15 protein-coding genes are annotated in these 16387 nt (G+C 51.4%); 14 read left to right on the top strand and 1 reads right to left on the bottom strand.

Annotated elements, in window-relative coordinates:
* Window positions 1–1273 precede the first annotated feature (1273 nt).
* The 8 genes from ACFQ2I_RS11030 (at window position 1274) to ACFQ2I_RS10995 (ending at window position 8966) form a co-directional block, all read left to right on the top strand.
* Window positions 1274–2377 (top strand): alcohol dehydrogenase catalytic domain-containing protein, encoded by a 1104-nt coding sequence (locus tag ACFQ2I_RS11030; RefSeq protein ID WP_377564217.1) that lies wholly within the window; start codon window positions 1274–1276, stop codon window positions 2375–2377.
* A gap of 136 nt (window positions 2378–2513) precedes the next feature.
* A complete protein-coding gene (locus ACFQ2I_RS11025; protein WP_377564216.1) occupies window positions 2514–3275 on the top strand; it encodes a DeoR/GlpR family DNA-binding transcription regulator in 762 nt (253 codons plus the stop codon).
* Window positions 3276–3348: 73 nt separating this feature from the next.
* Complete coding sequence (locus ACFQ2I_RS11020) at window positions 3349–4233, top strand: carbohydrate ABC transporter permease (RefSeq protein WP_377564262.1); 885 nt, start codon at window positions 3349–3351, stop codon at window positions 4231–4233.
* A gap of 47 nt (window positions 4234–4280) precedes the next feature.
* Entirely contained in the window at window positions 4281–5111 is an 831-nt protein-coding gene (locus ACFQ2I_RS11015; protein WP_377564214.1) for a carbohydrate ABC transporter permease, read from the top strand.
* A 63-nt stretch (window positions 5112–5174) separates the two neighbouring features.
* The gene (locus ACFQ2I_RS11010) at window positions 5175–6488 is read left to right on the top strand and encodes an ABC transporter substrate-binding protein (RefSeq protein WP_377564213.1); all 1314 of its coding nucleotides are present in this window, start codon (window positions 5175–5177) and stop codon (window positions 6486–6488) included.
* 26 nt (window positions 6489–6514) lie between these two features.
* Entirely contained in the window at window positions 6515–7318 is an 804-nt protein-coding gene (locus ACFQ2I_RS11005) for a glycerophosphodiester phosphodiesterase family protein (RefSeq protein ID WP_377564212.1), read from the top strand.
* Window positions 7319–7327: 9 nt separating this feature from the next.
* The gene (locus ACFQ2I_RS11000) at window positions 7328–7834 is read left to right on the top strand and encodes an MgtC/SapB family protein (RefSeq protein WP_377564261.1); all 507 of its coding nucleotides are present in this window, start codon (window positions 7328–7330) and stop codon (window positions 7832–7834) included.
* A 46-nt stretch (window positions 7835–7880) separates the two neighbouring features.
* Window positions 7881–8966: a phage baseplate protein gene (locus tag ACFQ2I_RS10995; protein WP_377564210.1), complete on the top strand. Its 1086-nt coding sequence runs from the start codon at window positions 7881–7883 to the stop codon at window positions 8964–8966.
* A gap of 75 nt (window positions 8967–9041) precedes the next feature.
* On the opposite strand, the gene ACFQ2I_RS10990 is transcribed toward ACFQ2I_RS10995, so the two are convergent.
* On the bottom strand, window positions 9042–9200 hold the full coding sequence (locus ACFQ2I_RS10990; protein ID WP_377564209.1) for a hypothetical protein: 159 nt from the start codon (window positions 9198–9200) through the stop codon (window positions 9042–9044).
* A 132-nt stretch (window positions 9201–9332) separates the two neighbouring features.
* Here ACFQ2I_RS10990 and ACFQ2I_RS10985 point away from each other — a divergent pair, with 132 nt between their 5' ends.
* The 6 genes from ACFQ2I_RS10985 (at window position 9333) to ACFQ2I_RS10960 (ending at window position 16320) form a co-directional block, all read left to right on the top strand.
* A complete protein-coding gene (locus ACFQ2I_RS10985; protein ID WP_377564208.1) occupies window positions 9333–11027 on the top strand; it encodes an ABC-ATPase domain-containing protein in 1695 nt (564 codons plus the stop codon).
* 62 nt (window positions 11028–11089) lie between these two features.
* Complete coding sequence (speE, locus tag ACFQ2I_RS10980; RefSeq protein WP_377564207.1) at window positions 11090–11980, top strand: polyamine aminopropyltransferase; 891 nt, start codon at window positions 11090–11092, stop codon at window positions 11978–11980.
* A gap of 23 nt (window positions 11981–12003) precedes the next feature.
* On the top strand, window positions 12004–12576 hold the full coding sequence (locus ACFQ2I_RS10975; protein WP_377564206.1) for a glycerol-3-phosphate responsive antiterminator: 573 nt from the start codon (window positions 12004–12006) through the stop codon (window positions 12574–12576).
* Between the two features lie 224 nt (window positions 12577–12800).
* Window positions 12801–13571: a GntR family transcriptional regulator gene (locus ACFQ2I_RS10970; protein ID WP_377564204.1), complete on the top strand. Its 771-nt coding sequence runs from the start codon at window positions 12801–12803 to the stop codon at window positions 13569–13571.
* Window positions 13572–13599: 28 nt separating this feature from the next.
* Complete coding sequence (locus tag ACFQ2I_RS10965) at window positions 13600–15213, top strand: arylsulfatase (RefSeq protein ID WP_377564203.1); 1614 nt, start codon at window positions 13600–13602, stop codon at window positions 15211–15213.
* 24 nt (window positions 15214–15237) lie between these two features.
* Window positions 15238–16320, top strand: a complete 1083-nt coding sequence (locus ACFQ2I_RS10960) for a TRAP transporter substrate-binding protein (protein WP_377564202.1) — start codon at window positions 15238–15240, stop codon at window positions 16318–16320.
* Window positions 16321–16387 lie beyond the last annotated feature (67 nt).

The following is a 16387-nucleotide window of genomic DNA, read 5'->3' as shown; positions in this document are numbered from 1 at the left end:
ATATGTTCACTTGGAATCCTCCAATTTCGGAAAACACTGGGGATATTTAGGATCAAATTGCTGCGAGAAACAGAGTGGTCATCTTGGACTGCTCTTTTTTTTATGATGTAGAGTTTATAAAGTTCAAGTGAATAACAGAAGCCAGAGGATCGATTCGTACGAGTCGAAATAGTGTATGAATCCTACATTGGAGCGCCAAAAAGGCGCGTACGAGTCGAAATAGTGTATGAATCCTACATTGGAGCGCCAAAAAGGCGTGTGCGAGTCGAAATAGTGTATGAATCCTACATTGGAGCGCCAAAAAGGCGCGTACGAGTCGAAATAGTGTATGAATCCTACATTGGAGCGCCAAAAAGGCGCGTGCGAGTCGAAATAGTGTATGAATCCTACATTGGAGCGCCAAAAAGGCGTGTGCGAGCCGGAATAGTGTATGAATCCTACATTGGAGCGCCAAAAAGGCGTGTGCGAGTCGAAATAGTGTATGAATCCTACATTGGAGCGTCAAAAAGGCGCGTACGAGTCGAAATAGTGTATGAATCCTACATTGGAGCGCCAAAAAGGCGCGTGCGAGTCGAAATAGTGTATGAATCCTACATTGGAGCGCCAAAAAGGCGTGTGCGAGCCGGAATAGTGTATGAATCCTACATTGGAGCGCCAAAAAGGCGTGTGCGAGCCGGAATAGTGTATGAATCCTACATTGTTGCGCCAAAAAGGTGTGTGCGAGTCGAAATAGTGTATGAATCCTACATTGGAGCGCCAAAAAGGCGTGTGCGAGTCGAAATAGTGTATGAATCCTACATTGGAGCGCCAAAAAGGCGCGTGCGAGCCGGTATAGTGTATGAATCCTACATTGGAGCGCCAAAAAGGTGTGTGCGAGTCGAAATAGTGTATGAATCCTACATTGGAGCGCCAAAAAGGTGTATGCCAGGCTAAAACGGATTCAGCTGGTTAGAAGAGTTTCAACGCCGCTCGTACGATAGGCTAGTGAGTCACACGGTCGTTGTATTCGCTTGATATCCTTTTGCTCGCATGATAGTAGAGACAACGCATACGCTCTTCAAATGAGTATAAACAAGCATTTATAGATAATAAATTACACTAAAATGAACAATAAAAAGCAGATTAAACAACTATAACGCGCGACTATAAACATTTATGAGCAAAAAGTGAACAAAAAAGGTTGACGCAGGGGGAATGTGGTTGTATGATTCATATAAGCAATTATAAACATATATAAACATTAATGAGCAAATATGAGTGGAGGTTATGAGTATTGATTCATTTCGGCGTTAATGATACCCGCGTTCGATCAAAGGCGTATCGGCTGGTTAAGCCGCATCAAGTGGTTGAGACGGAAATCGAACATGAAGTTCGTGATTGGCAAGTGGTCATTGAACCGTTAATGGGAAGCATATGCCATGCGGACTTGCGTTATTATGCAGGCCATAGAAGACCTGAGGCGCTGGCACGAAAGCTGCCAATGGCCCTTATTCACGAAGGCATCGGCCGCATCGCGGAAAGCCGGCTTCCCGAGCTTCCTGTCGGAACGCGCGTCATCGTCGTTCCCAATATTCCGGGCTACTTGAGCGATGGCATTCCGCCCGAAAGCTGCTGCCCAGCCTGCCGTAACGGCCATGGGGAAAACTACTGCCACAGAGGCAGCTTCCTTGGCAGCGGCACAGACGGCATCGCGCAGAACAGGCTCGTCGTCCCGGCGGCTTGCGCGATTCCGATTCCCGACGAGGTACCTGATGAAATCGCGGTGCTGGGGGAATTGTGCTCAGTTGCCTATCAAGCGCTCGTCCATGTTAAAGATCGGCTTGGCAGCGCCAGAATTGCTTTGTTCGGAGATGGTCCGGTCGGTTATCTCGCGGCTGCCGTGCTGCGACATGTGTACGGTGTTGAAGCGGATCGTCTGCATGTGTTCGGAGCGGTTCCCGAGAAGCTGGCCCAATTCGAATTCGCAAGACGGAGCCTGGTACAGGAATATGACTTCTCATCGAGTGATGAGTACGATGTCGTGCTGGAATGCACAGGCGGAAGCTTCTCCGAGAGCGCCATCAATCAAGCCATTGATCTATTGGGCCCGGGGGGACAGCTCATTCTGATGGGGGTATCGGAAGACCGGGTGCCGATCAATACGAGGGATGTGCTGGAGAAAGGCATTACGATGCGGGGAAGCAGCAGAAGCTCCATCTCCGACTACCCTCCCGTTCTGACTGCGATGAGACATCCGGAATGCCAGCGGACGCTTGCCAAGCTGCTGCCGGAGGAAATGACGCCGATCACTTCGGCTTCGGATTTCGATTCAGCGATGGGCGATGCGGAGAGCAACCGGGGGTGGAAGAAGGTGCTGCTGCAATTCCAATGGTCCTAACGTTCAGAAGTTGATGTGACATTTTCGCTTGTGCTCGCAACTGCGTATTTCCTATTTAGATGACAGTAAATTTGCAAATATGCGCAGAAAATATACAATAATAGAAGTAAATTCGAGCATAAGTGGAGGAATGAATATGTTAGCGGCAGAACGCAAAATAAGGATTGTCGAATACGTAAGGCAGCATCGAATCGCGACGGTGTCCGTCCTGGCCCAGGAATTCGGCGTGCACGAGGCAACGATCAGGCGCGACTTGATGGAGATCGAGCAGGAAGGTCTGTTGAAAAGAACGCATGGCGGAGTGATCGCGGAGCAGTGGACGCATGACGAGCCGTCATTCAACGAAAGATCCAGCGCGCGGCTGGAGCAGAAAATGCGCATCGGGCAAATGGCGGCGAGCTTGGTAGAAGACGGGGAGCATATTATTATCGATTCCGGCACGACCACACTGCATATCGCGAAAAATCTGGTCCATCGTTCCAATATTATCGTCGTGACGAATGATATGAATGTCGCTGCCGAACTGAAGGATTCACCGGGCGTGAAGGTGATTCTGACCGGGGGAGAGCTGTATCCGTCGAGCTATATGCTGAACGGCATGTTCACAGACCATGTTCTGGGCTCGCTGCATGTGGAAAAGGCGTTCATCGGCATCCCTGCAATCCATCCCGTTCATGGGCTTATGCATCCGGAGGCGCAGCTCGTTCCCGCCAAGCAAGGGATGATCAAGGCGGCGCGTGAGATCATTGTCGTGGCGGATGACAGCAAGATCGACAAGCTCTCACTGCATAATGTTGCGCCGAATTCGTCGATCCACACGCTAATTACGGGCAAAGAAACACCTGAGGACAAGCTGAAGCCTTTCCGGGAACACGGCATGACGATCTATTCGGTGTAAGCGGAGGAAGTGCGAAGAGGACGAAATACAAACAGTTGGATCGAGGAGGGATCAATGCTTGGCTTCCATCGATATGGCAACACGCAAAAGAAAGGTATGGCAGTCTGTCAGACCTTATATTATGATCGGCCCTGCCATGATCGGCATTTTCACGTTTGTCATTTACCCGATGATTTATCTCGTGTATTTAAGTTTCTACAAGTATAACCTGATGAACAAGGACAAGAGCAAGTTTATCGGCTTTGATAATTTCATTCAAATATTCTCTCGCGGGGATTTCTACAAATCGTTGGGCAATACGGTGGCATATACCGTTGGAGTCGTAGTCATTACAATGGCGTTGTCGTTGCTAATCGCCGTATGGATTAGCAAGAAAACACGGATCAACGCCATCGTTCAGGCCGGCATATTTACTCCGCATATCATTTCAATTGTGTCGGTATCGCTTGTATGGCTGTGGCTAATGGAACCGAATCTCGGTTTTCTCAACTACATGCTGAAGTCGATAGGCTTGCCGCCATCGCCATGGCTGCAAAGCTCGAAGACTGCTATGTTCTCTGTGATCATCGTGTCGGTATGGCAGAGCATCGGCTACTACACACTAATTCTTGTGGCAGCTATTCAAGGCATATCCACGGACATTCTTGAAGCCGCTTCAATCGATAATGCGAAGAAGCGCCATGTTCTATTTCAGATCATTCTGCCGCTTATATCGCCGCAATTGTTCTTCATTCTGATCATTATGACGATCGGGTCCTTTAAGGTTTTCGATACGATTAAAATTATGACCGGCGGCGGTCCCAATGACGCGACCAATACGCTCGTGTATTACATTTACAGCTTCCGTACGACGAATATCGGCTACGCTTCTGCCACTGGCGTCGTGCTGATGCTCATCATCAGTATGCTGACTCTATTGTACTTCAGGTTGCTAGCCAAGAAAGTTCATTATCAATAGGCGACAATGACGGGCGAATATCGGCCCGAGCAAAGGAGGTTACTGTCATGAGCCAGGAAGGGAAGCGGGTCAAAGCAGCATTAGGCATTTTTGTGAAAGCGCTTGTATTAGCGGTATTTATTTTTCCTTTCCTATGGATGATGTCGACGTCGCTTCAGACGTTCCGGGAAACGATGGCTTTTCCGCCAACTTGGATTCCGGCTTCTCCCCAGTGGGTTAATTTCGTAGACGCGATGAAGTCCGGCCCATTTCTAATCTTTGCCCGCAATTCCGTGGTGATTACGTTGAGCATTATCGTCATGCAGCTGGTTATTATGATTCCAGCGGCGTACGCTTTTGCCAAATACCGCTTTAAGGGGAAAACGATTCTGTTCGGCATGGTGCTGCTGGCGTTCATGATTCCGAGTCAGGTTACCTTTATCCCGGTGTATCTGATGCTGGCGGAATGGGGAGTGATTAAAACGCTGTTGCCTCAGATTATTCCCTTTATGTCCAATGCCTTCGGCATATTCCTGCTGCGCCAATATTTCATGCAGCTGCCGGAGGAAGTCATCGAGGCCGCCCGGATGGATCATGCCAGCGAGTTCGCCATCATGTGGAGAATTATGGTGCCGATGTCCATGCCGGCGCTGGCGACAATCGCGCTGTTCAGCTTCGTCAGCCATTGGAACGATTACTTCTGGCCATTGGTGATGACCGATTCTGTCTCGGTTCGGCCGCTGACGATAGGTATCGCGATGCTGAGAGAAACGGAAGGGATCAGCAACTGGAACATTATAATGGCCGGCAATGTGGTGCTGGTCGTGCCGATCCTGCTCGTATATTTATTTTGCTCCAAACAAATCGTCAAAGCTTTTGTGTACTCCGGCATCAAATAACGCATCGGTTAATGGATGCGGTTGCTGCGCGGTTCACATAAAAAAATGTGGAGGGGATGCAAGATGAGGAAAAAGAAGATCAGTTGGCTGGTTGTAGCAGCCATGTTAATGGGGTTGCTGAGTGCATGCAGCGGCAATAACGAATCCGGCGGACAGCCGGCGGCGACATCCGGTTCAGGCGATTCCGGCGGCGGGCAGGAGAAGGTAACGATTGAATTCTGGCATTCGCTCGGCGGCAAGAACGGGGAATACATGGATGCCTTGATCAAGCGTTTCAACGATAGCCATGAGAACATAAATGTCGTTGGCACCTTCCAGGGCGGTTATGATGAGACGGTCACGAAGCTGCAGCAGGCGATCTCGGCCAAGACTGCGCCGGATATCAGCATGGTGGAGCGCGCGTATGTGCAGTTGTTCGCTGATTCCGAGGTATTGGAGGATTTGACGCCATATATGGACGGATCGGGCATGAGCGCGGACGATTTCACCCAAGGCTTGTTGGGACACTCCTTCTTCAACGATCAGTTGGTGTCCTTGCCGCTTAACCGTTCCACACCGATTCTGCATGTGAATAAGACGATGCTGACCGAGGCTGGACTCGAGGTTCCGACGACTTGGGAGGAGATGAAGACGGCAGCCAATGCGCTGGTTGTCAAGGAGGGCGATGAATTCAAGCGTTACGGCCTGTCGATGCCGTATGACACTTGGTATCCAATCGCGCTGATCAGCCAGGCGCAAGGGACGTTCTTCAACGATGACAATACGTCGATCGGTTTCATGGACAATGGCGTCGGCGAGAAGGTATTCGGCTATTTGAAGGATTTGCAGTCGACGGGAGCGCTATATTATCCGCCGGCGCAAGATTCCGGCAATATCGTCAATCAAATGTTCCTTGAGGGCAAAATTGGCATGATGTTCCAGTCGACAGGCACAATCGGGCGTTTGCTGGAATCGGTAGAATTCGAATATGTCACCGCATTTCTGCCGAAAGAAGCTGTGTTCGCGAATCCGACAGGCGGCGCCAACGTGGCGATGCTGTCCGGCTCTGGGCATAAGGAAGAAGCATGGGAATTTATTCGTTATATGATGGAGGAACCGGACGGCGCGCAGCAGTTTATTCTAGATTCTGGCTATCTGCCGTTCACGACCAAGATGGTGGAATCGGAGCCGATGAAGGAGCTGTGGGCCAAAGAACCGAACCGAAAGGTTGCTTATGATCAATTGGAGTATGCGATAGATACGAATAAAGATGTCTCGTGGCCGGAAGTTATGCATGAGTTCTTCTCCGCAATTGAAGCGATCATGTATGACAGCAGCGATATCAAGGCGACTCTGGATACGTTCCGGAAGGAAGCGGAACGGATATTGGCGGAATAGACTGCGGAGACGGGAGTGAGGAATGAATGATAGAGCGACTGCTACAAGATCCTTCTATTGTCGTATCGGGGCACCGGGGGTACAAGTCAGCGTATCCCGAGAATACGCTGCTTGCATTCGAGAAGGCGCTGGAGCTTGGGGTGCATATGCTGGAATTCGATCTGCGCTTGTCTCAAGACAAGGTTCTGATGATCATTCATGACGAGACGGTAGACCGAACGACGGACGGTTCGGGTCCGGTAAGCAGCTTTACGAGCGAGGAACTAAGGGGGCTGGATGCGGGGAGCTGGTTCGGCGGCGAATTCGCGGGTCTTCGGATTCCAGAGTTCTCGGAGCTCTGCGAGCTGATCGCTCCCTGGCCGGAGCTGCTGCTGAACGTGGAGATCAAGCCGGCTCCGGATGCCGAAGCGGCGGCTGATGCGGCTGTTGCGATGCTGAAGAATTACGGGTATTTGGACCGATGCGTATTCACGAGCTTTGATGCGAACATCATTGCCCATCTCCATGATCAATACGGCGTGAAGACGCAAGGCTTTCCCGGCGAGGCTATGTTCAACTTCGTGCCGGGAGAGCATGGGACTTATTCGAAGATGTGGGCCGCAGGTATCAGCATGAAGCAGCTTACGCCGTCACTGGCGGATGAGCTGCGCCATCTCGGTCTCCTAGCGTGGTGTTATTGTCCGGATGATGATCGGCAAGTATATTACGCATTAAGCTGTGGAGTAACGATGATGACCTGCAATCATCCTGTTCCGGCTCTGGAGATTGGGCGGCTGCTTGATTCGCGCCTGCAATTGAGTGGCCTGGGTCGAACGGGAGGAACGGAATGATTGAATGATGTGATCGAGTTTATCGGAGAGTATGTGTTGGAGCATGGCGAGATTTATATCCGTGTGACTCTGAGTGCTATTCTAGGCTTTCTCATCGGCTGGGACCGCGAGGCCAAGAGCAAGCCGGCCGGACTGAAGACGTATATGTACGTCTGCGTAGCGAGCACGCTCATTACGCTGGTGTCTATCTACAGCGTCGAGAAGTTCAGCGCTGCCAATGTCAATACGATGATGGATCCGATGCGGTTGACGGCCCAGATTGTATCCGGCCTTGGCTTTCTGGGCGCTGGCGTCATATTGAAGGACGGCCTTCAAGTGAAGGGGCTGACATCGGCGGCCATGATCTTATATGCTGGCGGCATCGGCATAGGAATCGGCGCTGGATTTTACGCCATGGTCCTATTTACGGTCATTGTCGCTTCCTTGATGGCCAGATTGGGCAATTGGATGGAGAGGCGCAAGTACAAGAGCTCCCTGGCCTCAGCGGCCAGGAAGAAGGAAGATATTTCAGTATAAAATGAATGATGAATAATGCGGTCTATCACAATGGAGGTGTTTCGGTATGATTGATTCTGCAGCGAGGGGGCAACAAGGGCATAAGAGCAAGTATAAGGCGTCTTGGATGACGGTGTTATTGCTTCTGCTGATGTGGTGTCTGCTCTCATCAAGCGCATCTCAGGCAACGGCGGAGCGGGATGTGCTGCACTCCAAAGTATTCAATCTCGCCGGCGGCACTTCGGAGCTTATGAGGGGCAAAGCGCTTCATAACAATACTGTCATGCAGTCCCTTGCCTTCGATAATGTGAACGGACATGTCTATATCGTTCAATTGATGGCGGGAGGTCAGCAGCTGCCTGACGAGCCGGCACCTGTCAGCGGCTCCGTTCGGGCGAGGAACGGCGATCTGACGCTGACACAGCTGGATCTGGCGGGCAATGAGCTCGGTCATATGTTCCTGAGAGGGTTTGGTCATGGTGTACAGATCGGCGTCGAATCGACCGAGGATGGTCGTACGTACTTGTGGACGGAGAGTGATTCCGTCACAGAGGGAAAGGATGGATGGGGGACGCAGCTGGCCCGCTTTGCATTCGACAACGGCGCCATATATGATCCCGGCTCGCCGCAGCTTGAGAAGTTCAGACTGAAGCAAGGCGTGGACCGCACCACCGTCACGATCGATCAGGCGCATGGCCTTCTCACGATGCGCTATCGGGAGAACGGCACGTTCCGGTTCGGCGTATATCGTCTGGAGGATATCGCCAATGACAGCTTTACACCAATAGCCGACGTGCCTCAGCCTTCGATGGGTACATTCCAAGGCTTCGCTTCATACGGCGGATACTTGTATGTGCTGGAAGGCAATGCCTACGGTTCGAACGGCTCGACTGTGCCTCTGGGCAATACGTATATCACCTCGGTGGATCTGAATACGGGAGAGGTTGTGCAGCGGGAACGGATTACCGGAAGCAGCGATATTCTCTTCCGTGAACCGGAGGGAATGGCGATCAGTATTCCGGATATGCGCCATCCGCATAAAGCGCAGCTGAGCTTCGGCTTCGCCTCCACGGTATCGGAGACGAACAAATCCAAGCTGGCCAATGTGCTGTATCTGGATGAGCTTACGCCGGTTCAGGCTTTGAAAGATTAAGGCAATTGGTCAAAACGCAAATAGGGACCCGAGCGCATGCGATGCGCCCGGGTCCCTCAGTCTTAGTTCTGCCACTTATTGTCCAGCTCTGGACGCTCGAAGGCCGTACTTCGATCCTCCGTAGACAAGAACTATGCCCCGCTCGGCCATTACTTTCCCCAATTGTTCCGCTGTCTCGCCATATCGAGGCGATACACCGCTGTTCGATCCCGCATAGATGCATATTCGTTTCAACTCAGATGTCCTCCCATTCCCGGGCCAAGCAGTTCTCTCTCTGTAGAAGGAGGGTTCGCTCTCCCTTGTTCGCTATATATCGTTGTGCTAATAATATGATTATACGATATATAGAGAGTGGGTCAGATGGAGATGGATAAGTTAACACAAATGCTACATCGCATCAACGGACGCGGCTACAAAGCCTACAAGGATATTGCCGGTACATACAAGGGGCCTGACTATACGCTTCATATCGATTATGTGCAAGGCGATCCATTCGCTTCCCCATCTCGAATCAGGGTTGCCTTCAAGGGGGAAGCGGAAGCGGGCTGGCTCACCACACCATGGCGGCGGATTGCGGCAGAGGACTTCTTCGCGCGCAGTGTGGCTGAAGGAATACGCAGGGCAAGTGTGCGGGTGAGAGGGAACGGGAAGAGCGGTCTGATCGCTGTCGATGCCCCGGGCCAAGAGGTGCTGCAGCGGACGGCAGTTGTCGTCACGAAGGAGGGCATCGAAGTGCGGCTTAGCGTCGGCCTGCCCGCTGCGGGAAGGTCGGTGCTGGGTCATGAAGCGGCGAAGCTGCTGTGCGAGCATGCGCCCGGCATCGTGCTGAAGGCGCTGCGGTCGTATGACCGTGGGCGAATGCAAGCGCATCTGGAGCTTGCCGACCAGCAGCAGGCGATTCGGAGCTTCCTGCGTGAGCAAGGCTACGTCGCCTTCGTCGCTAACGGAGCGGTGCTGCCGCGCGAGAGCGGCGTGAGCAATCGGCCGCTTCAGGGGAGGGATGTTATCCCGTTCACTTCACCGCCGTCGCTGGAGGTGCAGATTCCGCTGCCGCATCGAGAGCCAATTCGCGGCATGGCGGTTCGACAAGGCGTGACGCTTATCGTCGGCGGGGGCTATCACGGCAAGAGCACGCTGCTCAAGGCGATAGAACGCGGCGTGTACAATCATGTGCCGGGCGACGGACGGGAGTATGTCATTGCGGATGTCAACGCCTGCAAGATCAGAGCGGAAGATGGAAGAAGCATTCGGAAGGTCGACATCTCGCCGTTCATCCGTAATCTGCCCCACGGCAAGGACACCGTCCGCTTCACGAGCGAGGATGCCAGCGGCAGTACTTCTCAAGCAGCGAACATTATGGAGGCGCTGGAGGCCGGGGCTAAGGCGCTGTTGATCGACGAGGATACGAGCGCCACCAACTTCATGATCCGCGATGCGCGTATGCAGCGGTTGGTGGCGAAGCGGAAGGAGCCGATCACGCCGTTCGTCGACAAGGTCAGGCAGCTCTATGAAGAGCATGGCGTCTCTACCGTGCTCGTGCTGGGCGGATCGGGCGATTACTTCCATATTGCCGATACGGTCATTATGATGGATGAGTATAAGCCGTCGAATGTGACGGAGGAAGCGCGCGCCATCGCGGCGGAGGTCGATACGCAGAGAGAAGCGGAGGGCGGTGCCAGCTTCGGCAGCGTGACCTCGCGCGTCATTCTGCCGGGCAGCTTCGATGCGACCCGCGGCAGGAGAGAGAAGGTAGACGCGAAGGGGGTGGATCGCATTCTGTACGGAACGAGCGAGATTGATCTGACTGCCGTGGAGCAGCTGGTGGACAGCAGCCAGACGAGGGCGATCGCCTGCATGCTGAACTATGCGGCAGGACGATATGCGGGTGGCAATATCAGCATCCCATCCATGATGGACAAGTTGTACACACTGATCGAGGAGAAGGGGCTGGATGCGGTATCCCCTCATTATGGGCAGCATCCCGGTGATCTAGCGCTGCCGAGAGGCCAGGAGCTGGCTAGTGCGCTGAACCGGCTGCGAACTTTGCTGGTGAAGGGGTAACGGTTCCGGCGTGATTTTGGTACAATGGTATGGATTATGCGTAGACTTGGGGGAGGTTGACAATGGAACGGTTGCCGAAGTACTTGCATCGTTCACAGGGTGGACTGTGGCTGACCGAGGACGAACGAGACAATCTGAAGATTAGTTATCGCATTAAGGATGTATTATTCGAGGAAGACAGCCCGTATCAGCATGTCATGATATTGGACTCACACGAGTTCGGCCCTATGCTGGTGCTGGACGGCGTCGTGCAGACGACTTCGATGGATGGGCATATTTACAATGAAATGATCTCACATGTCCCAATGACCGTGCATTCGCGTCCCGAATCTGTCCTCATTATTGGCGGCGGAGATTGCGGCGTGGCGAAGGAGGTCGTGAAATATGAGGAGGCGCAGCGGATCGATATGGTGGAGATTGATGAAGCCGTCGTTCGCGCGTCCAAGCAATATATGCCGGAGGTATCCGGCAACCTGTCGGACAACCGCATTCGTTATCATTATACGGACGGCGTGAAGTTCGTGCAGGATAAGTGTGAGGAATACGATGTCATTATTGTGGATTCCTCCGATCCTGTAGGACCGGCACAGATGCTGTTCGAATTGGATTTCTATGACAATCTGCAGAGCGCGCTGAAGGATGACGGGTTGATGGTCTGCCAGAGCCAGTCGCCGATTCTGCATCAGGAAGTGATGAAGCAGTCTTATGAACGAATTGGCAGCCTGTTCCCGTATCTGGGGCTTTACACGGCTGTTGTGCCTACGTATCCCGGCGGCTTGTGGAGCTTCACAATCGGTTCCAAGCAGGAGCTGCCGAATCCGGATGAGCTGACGTTCGACAAGGATGCAATCTATGCGAATGAAGATCTGCTGCGCCGCTGCTTCTCACTGCCGGCGTTCCTGCAGAAGCTGCTGGATGAGGAGACGGCAAGTCTGGCAGCGGTGGACAGTTAGCGCTATAGTAGGAGGAGATGGCTATGCCGGTTCTGCCGGATGAGCAGCGCATATTGCCTGCTGCGCGCAAGGGGAAGGATGTGGAGGCGATACTCGCCTCCCCTTATACCTACATGGTGCTGCTGGGCGGACATGTGGGGCAACTGCAGGCGATGGTGGATCTAGCGCGGGGAAGCGGGAAGCAGGTTCTGCTGCATGCGGATCTGATCGACGGGTTGAAAAATGACGAGTACGCAGCGGAATATCTATGCCAGTCGATTCGTCCCGCGGGATTGATCTCGACGCGGGCGAGCGTCATCGCCAGGACGAAGCAGAACGGGCTGATCGCGATCCAGCGGCTGTTCCTGATCGATTCCGATGCGTTGGAGCGGAGCTATAAGCTGCTGGAGAAAACGCAGCCGGATTATATCGAGGTGCTGCCCGGCATTATGCCGGATATAATTGCTGAGGTGAAGGAACGCAGCGGTGTGCCGGTCATTGCCGGTGGATTAATCCGTACGGAACAACATGTGCGGAATGCGCTTTCTGCGGGTGCGAATGCAATTACAACGTCCCGAAGAAGTCTGTGGCAAGCGCCATACATGGCGGATCGATAGTGCATCAATAGTACATCAATAGTACATCCATGGAAGACAGTTAGAAGGCTAGGCGTTCTGAGGCGCTTGGCCTTTTTTGTCATTCCCGTAGTCGGTTGAATCATGATTGTAATCGCTTTAAATGTTTTTGTTGACAAGGGACAGACATAATACTAATATTAATACAAATATTTAATGTAGTAACAATATAACTTTAGTTTTAAAGTTACTACAAATAAAAGAGGGTGATAGTTCTGTCTAATCAATCGGAAGCAGTCAATAAAGTGGATTTTGAAAGCGGTGTGCCCTTGCACCTGCAAGTGAGGGAAATTATTCGCAAAGAGGTTGAAAATCAAGAACTGGTTGATGAGAACGGAAAAATGCCGACAGAAGCTGAACTAGTGGAGCGATTCGGGGTTAGTCGGGTCACGATTCGAAATGCTATGCAGTCCTTGGTTGAAGAAGGCATGTTCATCCGGGAAAGGGGGCGCGGCACCTATCTGAATACCAATCGACCGGAGAACTGGGTAGGGAGATTGATGGGATTTACGGAATCGATTCGCGAAGCAGGATTTGAGCCTGGAGCCGATATATTGCGAAAAGGAATGACGAATCAGCATCCTGAGGAAGTCAGAGATCAAATGAAGCAGAGAGCGGTATGGGAGCTGAAGAGAGTCAGACATGCCGATGGCATTCCAATAGCGATTGAACAAGCTTACTACCCTCCGGAGATCGGTATCGATCTGGAACAACAGGACTTGAATAAGATTGCCATATACAAGTATTTCGAAGATGAACTGGGTATTTTTCTGAAGGAAGCGGATCAAAAAATCAGTGCAGTAAAAGCGGGGAAAGAAGAAGCGGACATACTGGGTGTCGAGTTGGGCGATCCGCTGTTACACCTTGAACGTATCTCTTATTCCCAACAAAACGAATCAGTAGAATATTTGAAAGCGTTGTACCATCCAGATTACTACCAATATGAAATCAAATTGATGAGACGCTTTAAGCAGTAACCGTACTTGAGAGGAGAACATCATACGTATGAATCAAAAACCGAACATCTTGTTAATCATGAATGATGATATGGGCTATTCTGACCTTGGTTGTTACGGAGGGGAAATACAAACTCCCAATTTGGACAAGCTGGCCCAGAATGGAAACCGCTTCACTCAATTTTATAATACGCCGCGGTGCAGTCCGTCCCGTGCTTCATTGTTGACAGGACTTCATCCTCATCAGACGGGTATTGGCATATTGACGTATGATAATGGCCCTGAAGGGTATGCCGGCGACTTGAATGATCGTTGCGTTACGATTGCTGAAGTGTTGAAAGAGCAAAATTACCGAACTTATTTGAGCGGCAAGTGGCATGTATCCAAAAGCTTGACAGAGCCGAGTGATTCCTGGCCGCTTCAACGCGGATTCGATGAGTTCTACGGCACGATTATCGGGGCAGGGAGCTTCTACCATCCCAATACGCTCACGCGGGGCAATGAAAACATCGAGCATGAAGCAATCGAAGACGACAACTTCTTCTATACGGACGCAATCAGTGATCAAGCCGCCCGCTTCATTGAACAGCATAGTGAGCAACATCCGGACAAGCCGTTCTTCCAATATGTCGCTTATACGGCGCCGCACTGGCCATTGCATGCGCATGAAGAAGATATAGCCAAGTATAAGGGGCGCTTCGATAAAGGCTGGGACAAGCTGCGTGAAGAGCGCCTTGAACGAATGGTCAAGATGAATTTAATAGACCCAACCTGGTTATTGACTGAGCGAGATGTGAATGTGACTGATTGGGAAGATGTAGAAAATAAAGAGTGGCTAGCGCGTTGCATGGAAGTATATGCCGCTCAAATCGACCGCATGGATCAAGGCATAGGCCGTATTATCCATACGCTGGAAAAGACGAAGCAACTGGACAATACGATTATTATGTTTTTGTCAGATAACGGCGCTTGTGCAGAAGACATTCCGCCGCATGTATCTCCCGAAGATCTGGTGCATCAACTGATGATCGCACAGATGACTACTCGAAAAGGAGAACCGGTAAGATTCGGCAACCAGCCCCATATTATGCCAGGGGGAGAAGACACCTATCAAAGTTATGGCACTGGATGGGCGAATCTCTCGAACACACCATTTCGCCTGTACAAGCATTGGACGCACGAAGGCGGAGTATCCACGCCATTCATCGTACATTGGCCTGATGGCATAAGAGACAAGGGAGCCATCCAGCACACGGAAGCGCATCTTCCTGATGTGATGGCTACGATCGTGGAAGTGACCGGTGCACAATACCCTAGCCACTATAAGGGAAGAGACATATTGCCGATGGAAGGGGTCAGTTTCTATCCTGCTCTGAATGGAGAGCAGAAGGAGAGGCCGATGTTTTGCACCGAGCATGAAGGGAACGCGTCGGTCCGCGCCGGCCGTTGGAAACTTGTGAAGCAGTATCCGGGGAACTGGGAGCTCTATGATATGAGGAAGGATCGATCGGAGACGAATGATCTGGCGGATCAATATCCTGATCTGGTACAAGCAATGAGCGAGGAGTACGAATCCTGGGCGATAAGGTGCGGTGTCATTCCGCGGGAAAAAATTCTCGAGCTCATGGCCCAATCGGGCAAAGCTTTCTGGGAAGAAGATTAATTCTATTAAAAAGGGGATGGTTGTATGAAAAAGTGGTTTGTTGGCTTAGTTGCGACGGCGATGGTGACAGTGCTGGGGGCTTGCGGGGGAAGCGACGCTCCATCTGGCAAGACTAGCGATGGCGGAGAGAAAGAGACATACGAGTTTAAAGTCGCCAACGTGCTATCTGCCAGTGATGTCACAGCATATGGTCTGGATAAGTTTGCAGAGATTGCGGCGGAAAAGTCGGATGGTCGAATCAAGGTGGAAGTTCTCCACGGCGGTCAGCTTGGCTCCGGAGTCGAGACATTTGAAGCCGTGAAAAACGGGAATATTGACATGGCTTCCGATTCGTTTGCGAATTTGGCGTCGATCACGCCGGCATTTGAAATATTCCACTTACCGTTTTTGTTCGACTCCCGCGAGCAAGCGCTTGCGGCATTCCGCAGCGAGAAAATTAAAGACAGAGTGAACAGTGAGTTGGCGGAGTCTAATTTGTCCTGGTTTGCTTCTTTTGAGATCGGCGGTCCAAGGGAAGTCGGCACCTCAAAAAAGAAAATTTCCAAATTGGAGGACTTTGAAGGGTTGAAATTACGTGCCTCCCGCTCTCCTTTGGAAATTGCCGCTCAGGAAGCTTGGGGAGCCAAAGGGGTTACCGTGGACTGGCCTGAGACTCCGGAAGCTGTCCGGTTAGGTATGGTTGACGGGTTGACGGTTCCGTACGCAAGCTTTTATTCCGGTCAATTTCATGAAGGCGGTCTCATTAAATATTTGCTTGATTTAAACTTTCAATGGTATTCGCTAGTAACGGTTGTCAATAAAGATAAATGGGCTGAATTACCGGAAGATATTCGTCAAATTCTAAGCGAATCGATTCAAGAGGCACAGGAATGGCATGTCGATTTTCTAAGCGATTACATTACGGAGAATATTCAAAAAATGACCGAAGCTGGTGTCGAAGTATACGCATTGCCAGATGAAGAACAAAGCAGGATGAAAGATGTGACGAAAGAAAAGGTTTGGTCCGAATTTGTCGGGCAAAAGGGTATTCCGCAAGACAAGCTGGATTTGATTCTAAGTGAAATCGAAAATGTTGATGGATCAGGCTGGGGTTATTCTATTAACTAGCTAGCGATGATGCACTAATGGGGGGCATGCATCTGTCATGCCCTTTCCATTCAAGCTGGGAGGGATT

Source organism: Paenibacillus chungangensis (assembly GCF_042675905.1).
Classification (GTDB): domain Bacteria; phylum Bacillota; class Bacilli; order Paenibacillales; family Paenibacillaceae; genus Pristimantibacillus; species Pristimantibacillus chungangensis.
Note: the sequence above shows the minus strand (reverse complement) of the source record. Positions and strands in the feature narration are given on the sequence as shown.

Excerpts from the sequence above, each read along its gene's own strand:
- ACFQ2I_RS11025 (WP_377564216.1), top strand. The coding sequence starts at position 2,514 with ATGTTAGCGGCAGAACGCAAAATAAGGATTGTCGAATACGTAAGGCAG.
- ACFQ2I_RS11020 (WP_377564262.1), top strand. The coding sequence starts at position 3,349 with ATGGCAACACGCAAAAGAAAGGTATGGCAGTCTGTCAGACCTTATATT.
- ACFQ2I_RS11015 (WP_377564214.1), top strand. The coding sequence starts at position 4,281 with ATGAGCCAGGAAGGGAAGCGGGTCAAAGCAGCATTAGGCATTTTTGTG.
- ACFQ2I_RS11010 (WP_377564213.1), top strand. The coding sequence starts at position 5,175 with ATGAGGAAAAAGAAGATCAGTTGGCTGGTTGTAGCAGCCATGTTAATG.
- ACFQ2I_RS11005 (WP_377564212.1), top strand. The coding sequence starts at position 6,515 with ATGATAGAGCGACTGCTACAAGATCCTTCTATTGTCGTATCGGGGCAC.
- ACFQ2I_RS10995 (WP_377564210.1), top strand. The coding sequence starts at position 7,881 with ATGATTGATTCTGCAGCGAGGGGGCAACAAGGGCATAAGAGCAAGTAT.
- ACFQ2I_RS10985 (WP_377564208.1), top strand. The coding sequence starts at position 9,333 with ATGGATAAGTTAACACAAATGCTACATCGCATCAACGGACGCGGCTAC.
- speE (WP_377564207.1), top strand. The coding sequence starts at position 11,090 with ATGGAACGGTTGCCGAAGTACTTGCATCGTTCACAGGGTGGACTGTGG.
- ACFQ2I_RS10975 (WP_377564206.1), top strand. The coding sequence starts at position 12,004 with ATGCCGGTTCTGCCGGATGAGCAGCGCATATTGCCTGCTGCGCGCAAG.
- ACFQ2I_RS10965 (WP_377564203.1), top strand. The coding sequence starts at position 13,600 with ATGAATCAAAAACCGAACATCTTGTTAATCATGAATGATGATATGGGC.
- ACFQ2I_RS10960 (WP_377564202.1), top strand. The coding sequence starts at position 15,238 with ATGAAAAAGTGGTTTGTTGGCTTAGTTGCGACGGCGATGGTGACAGTG.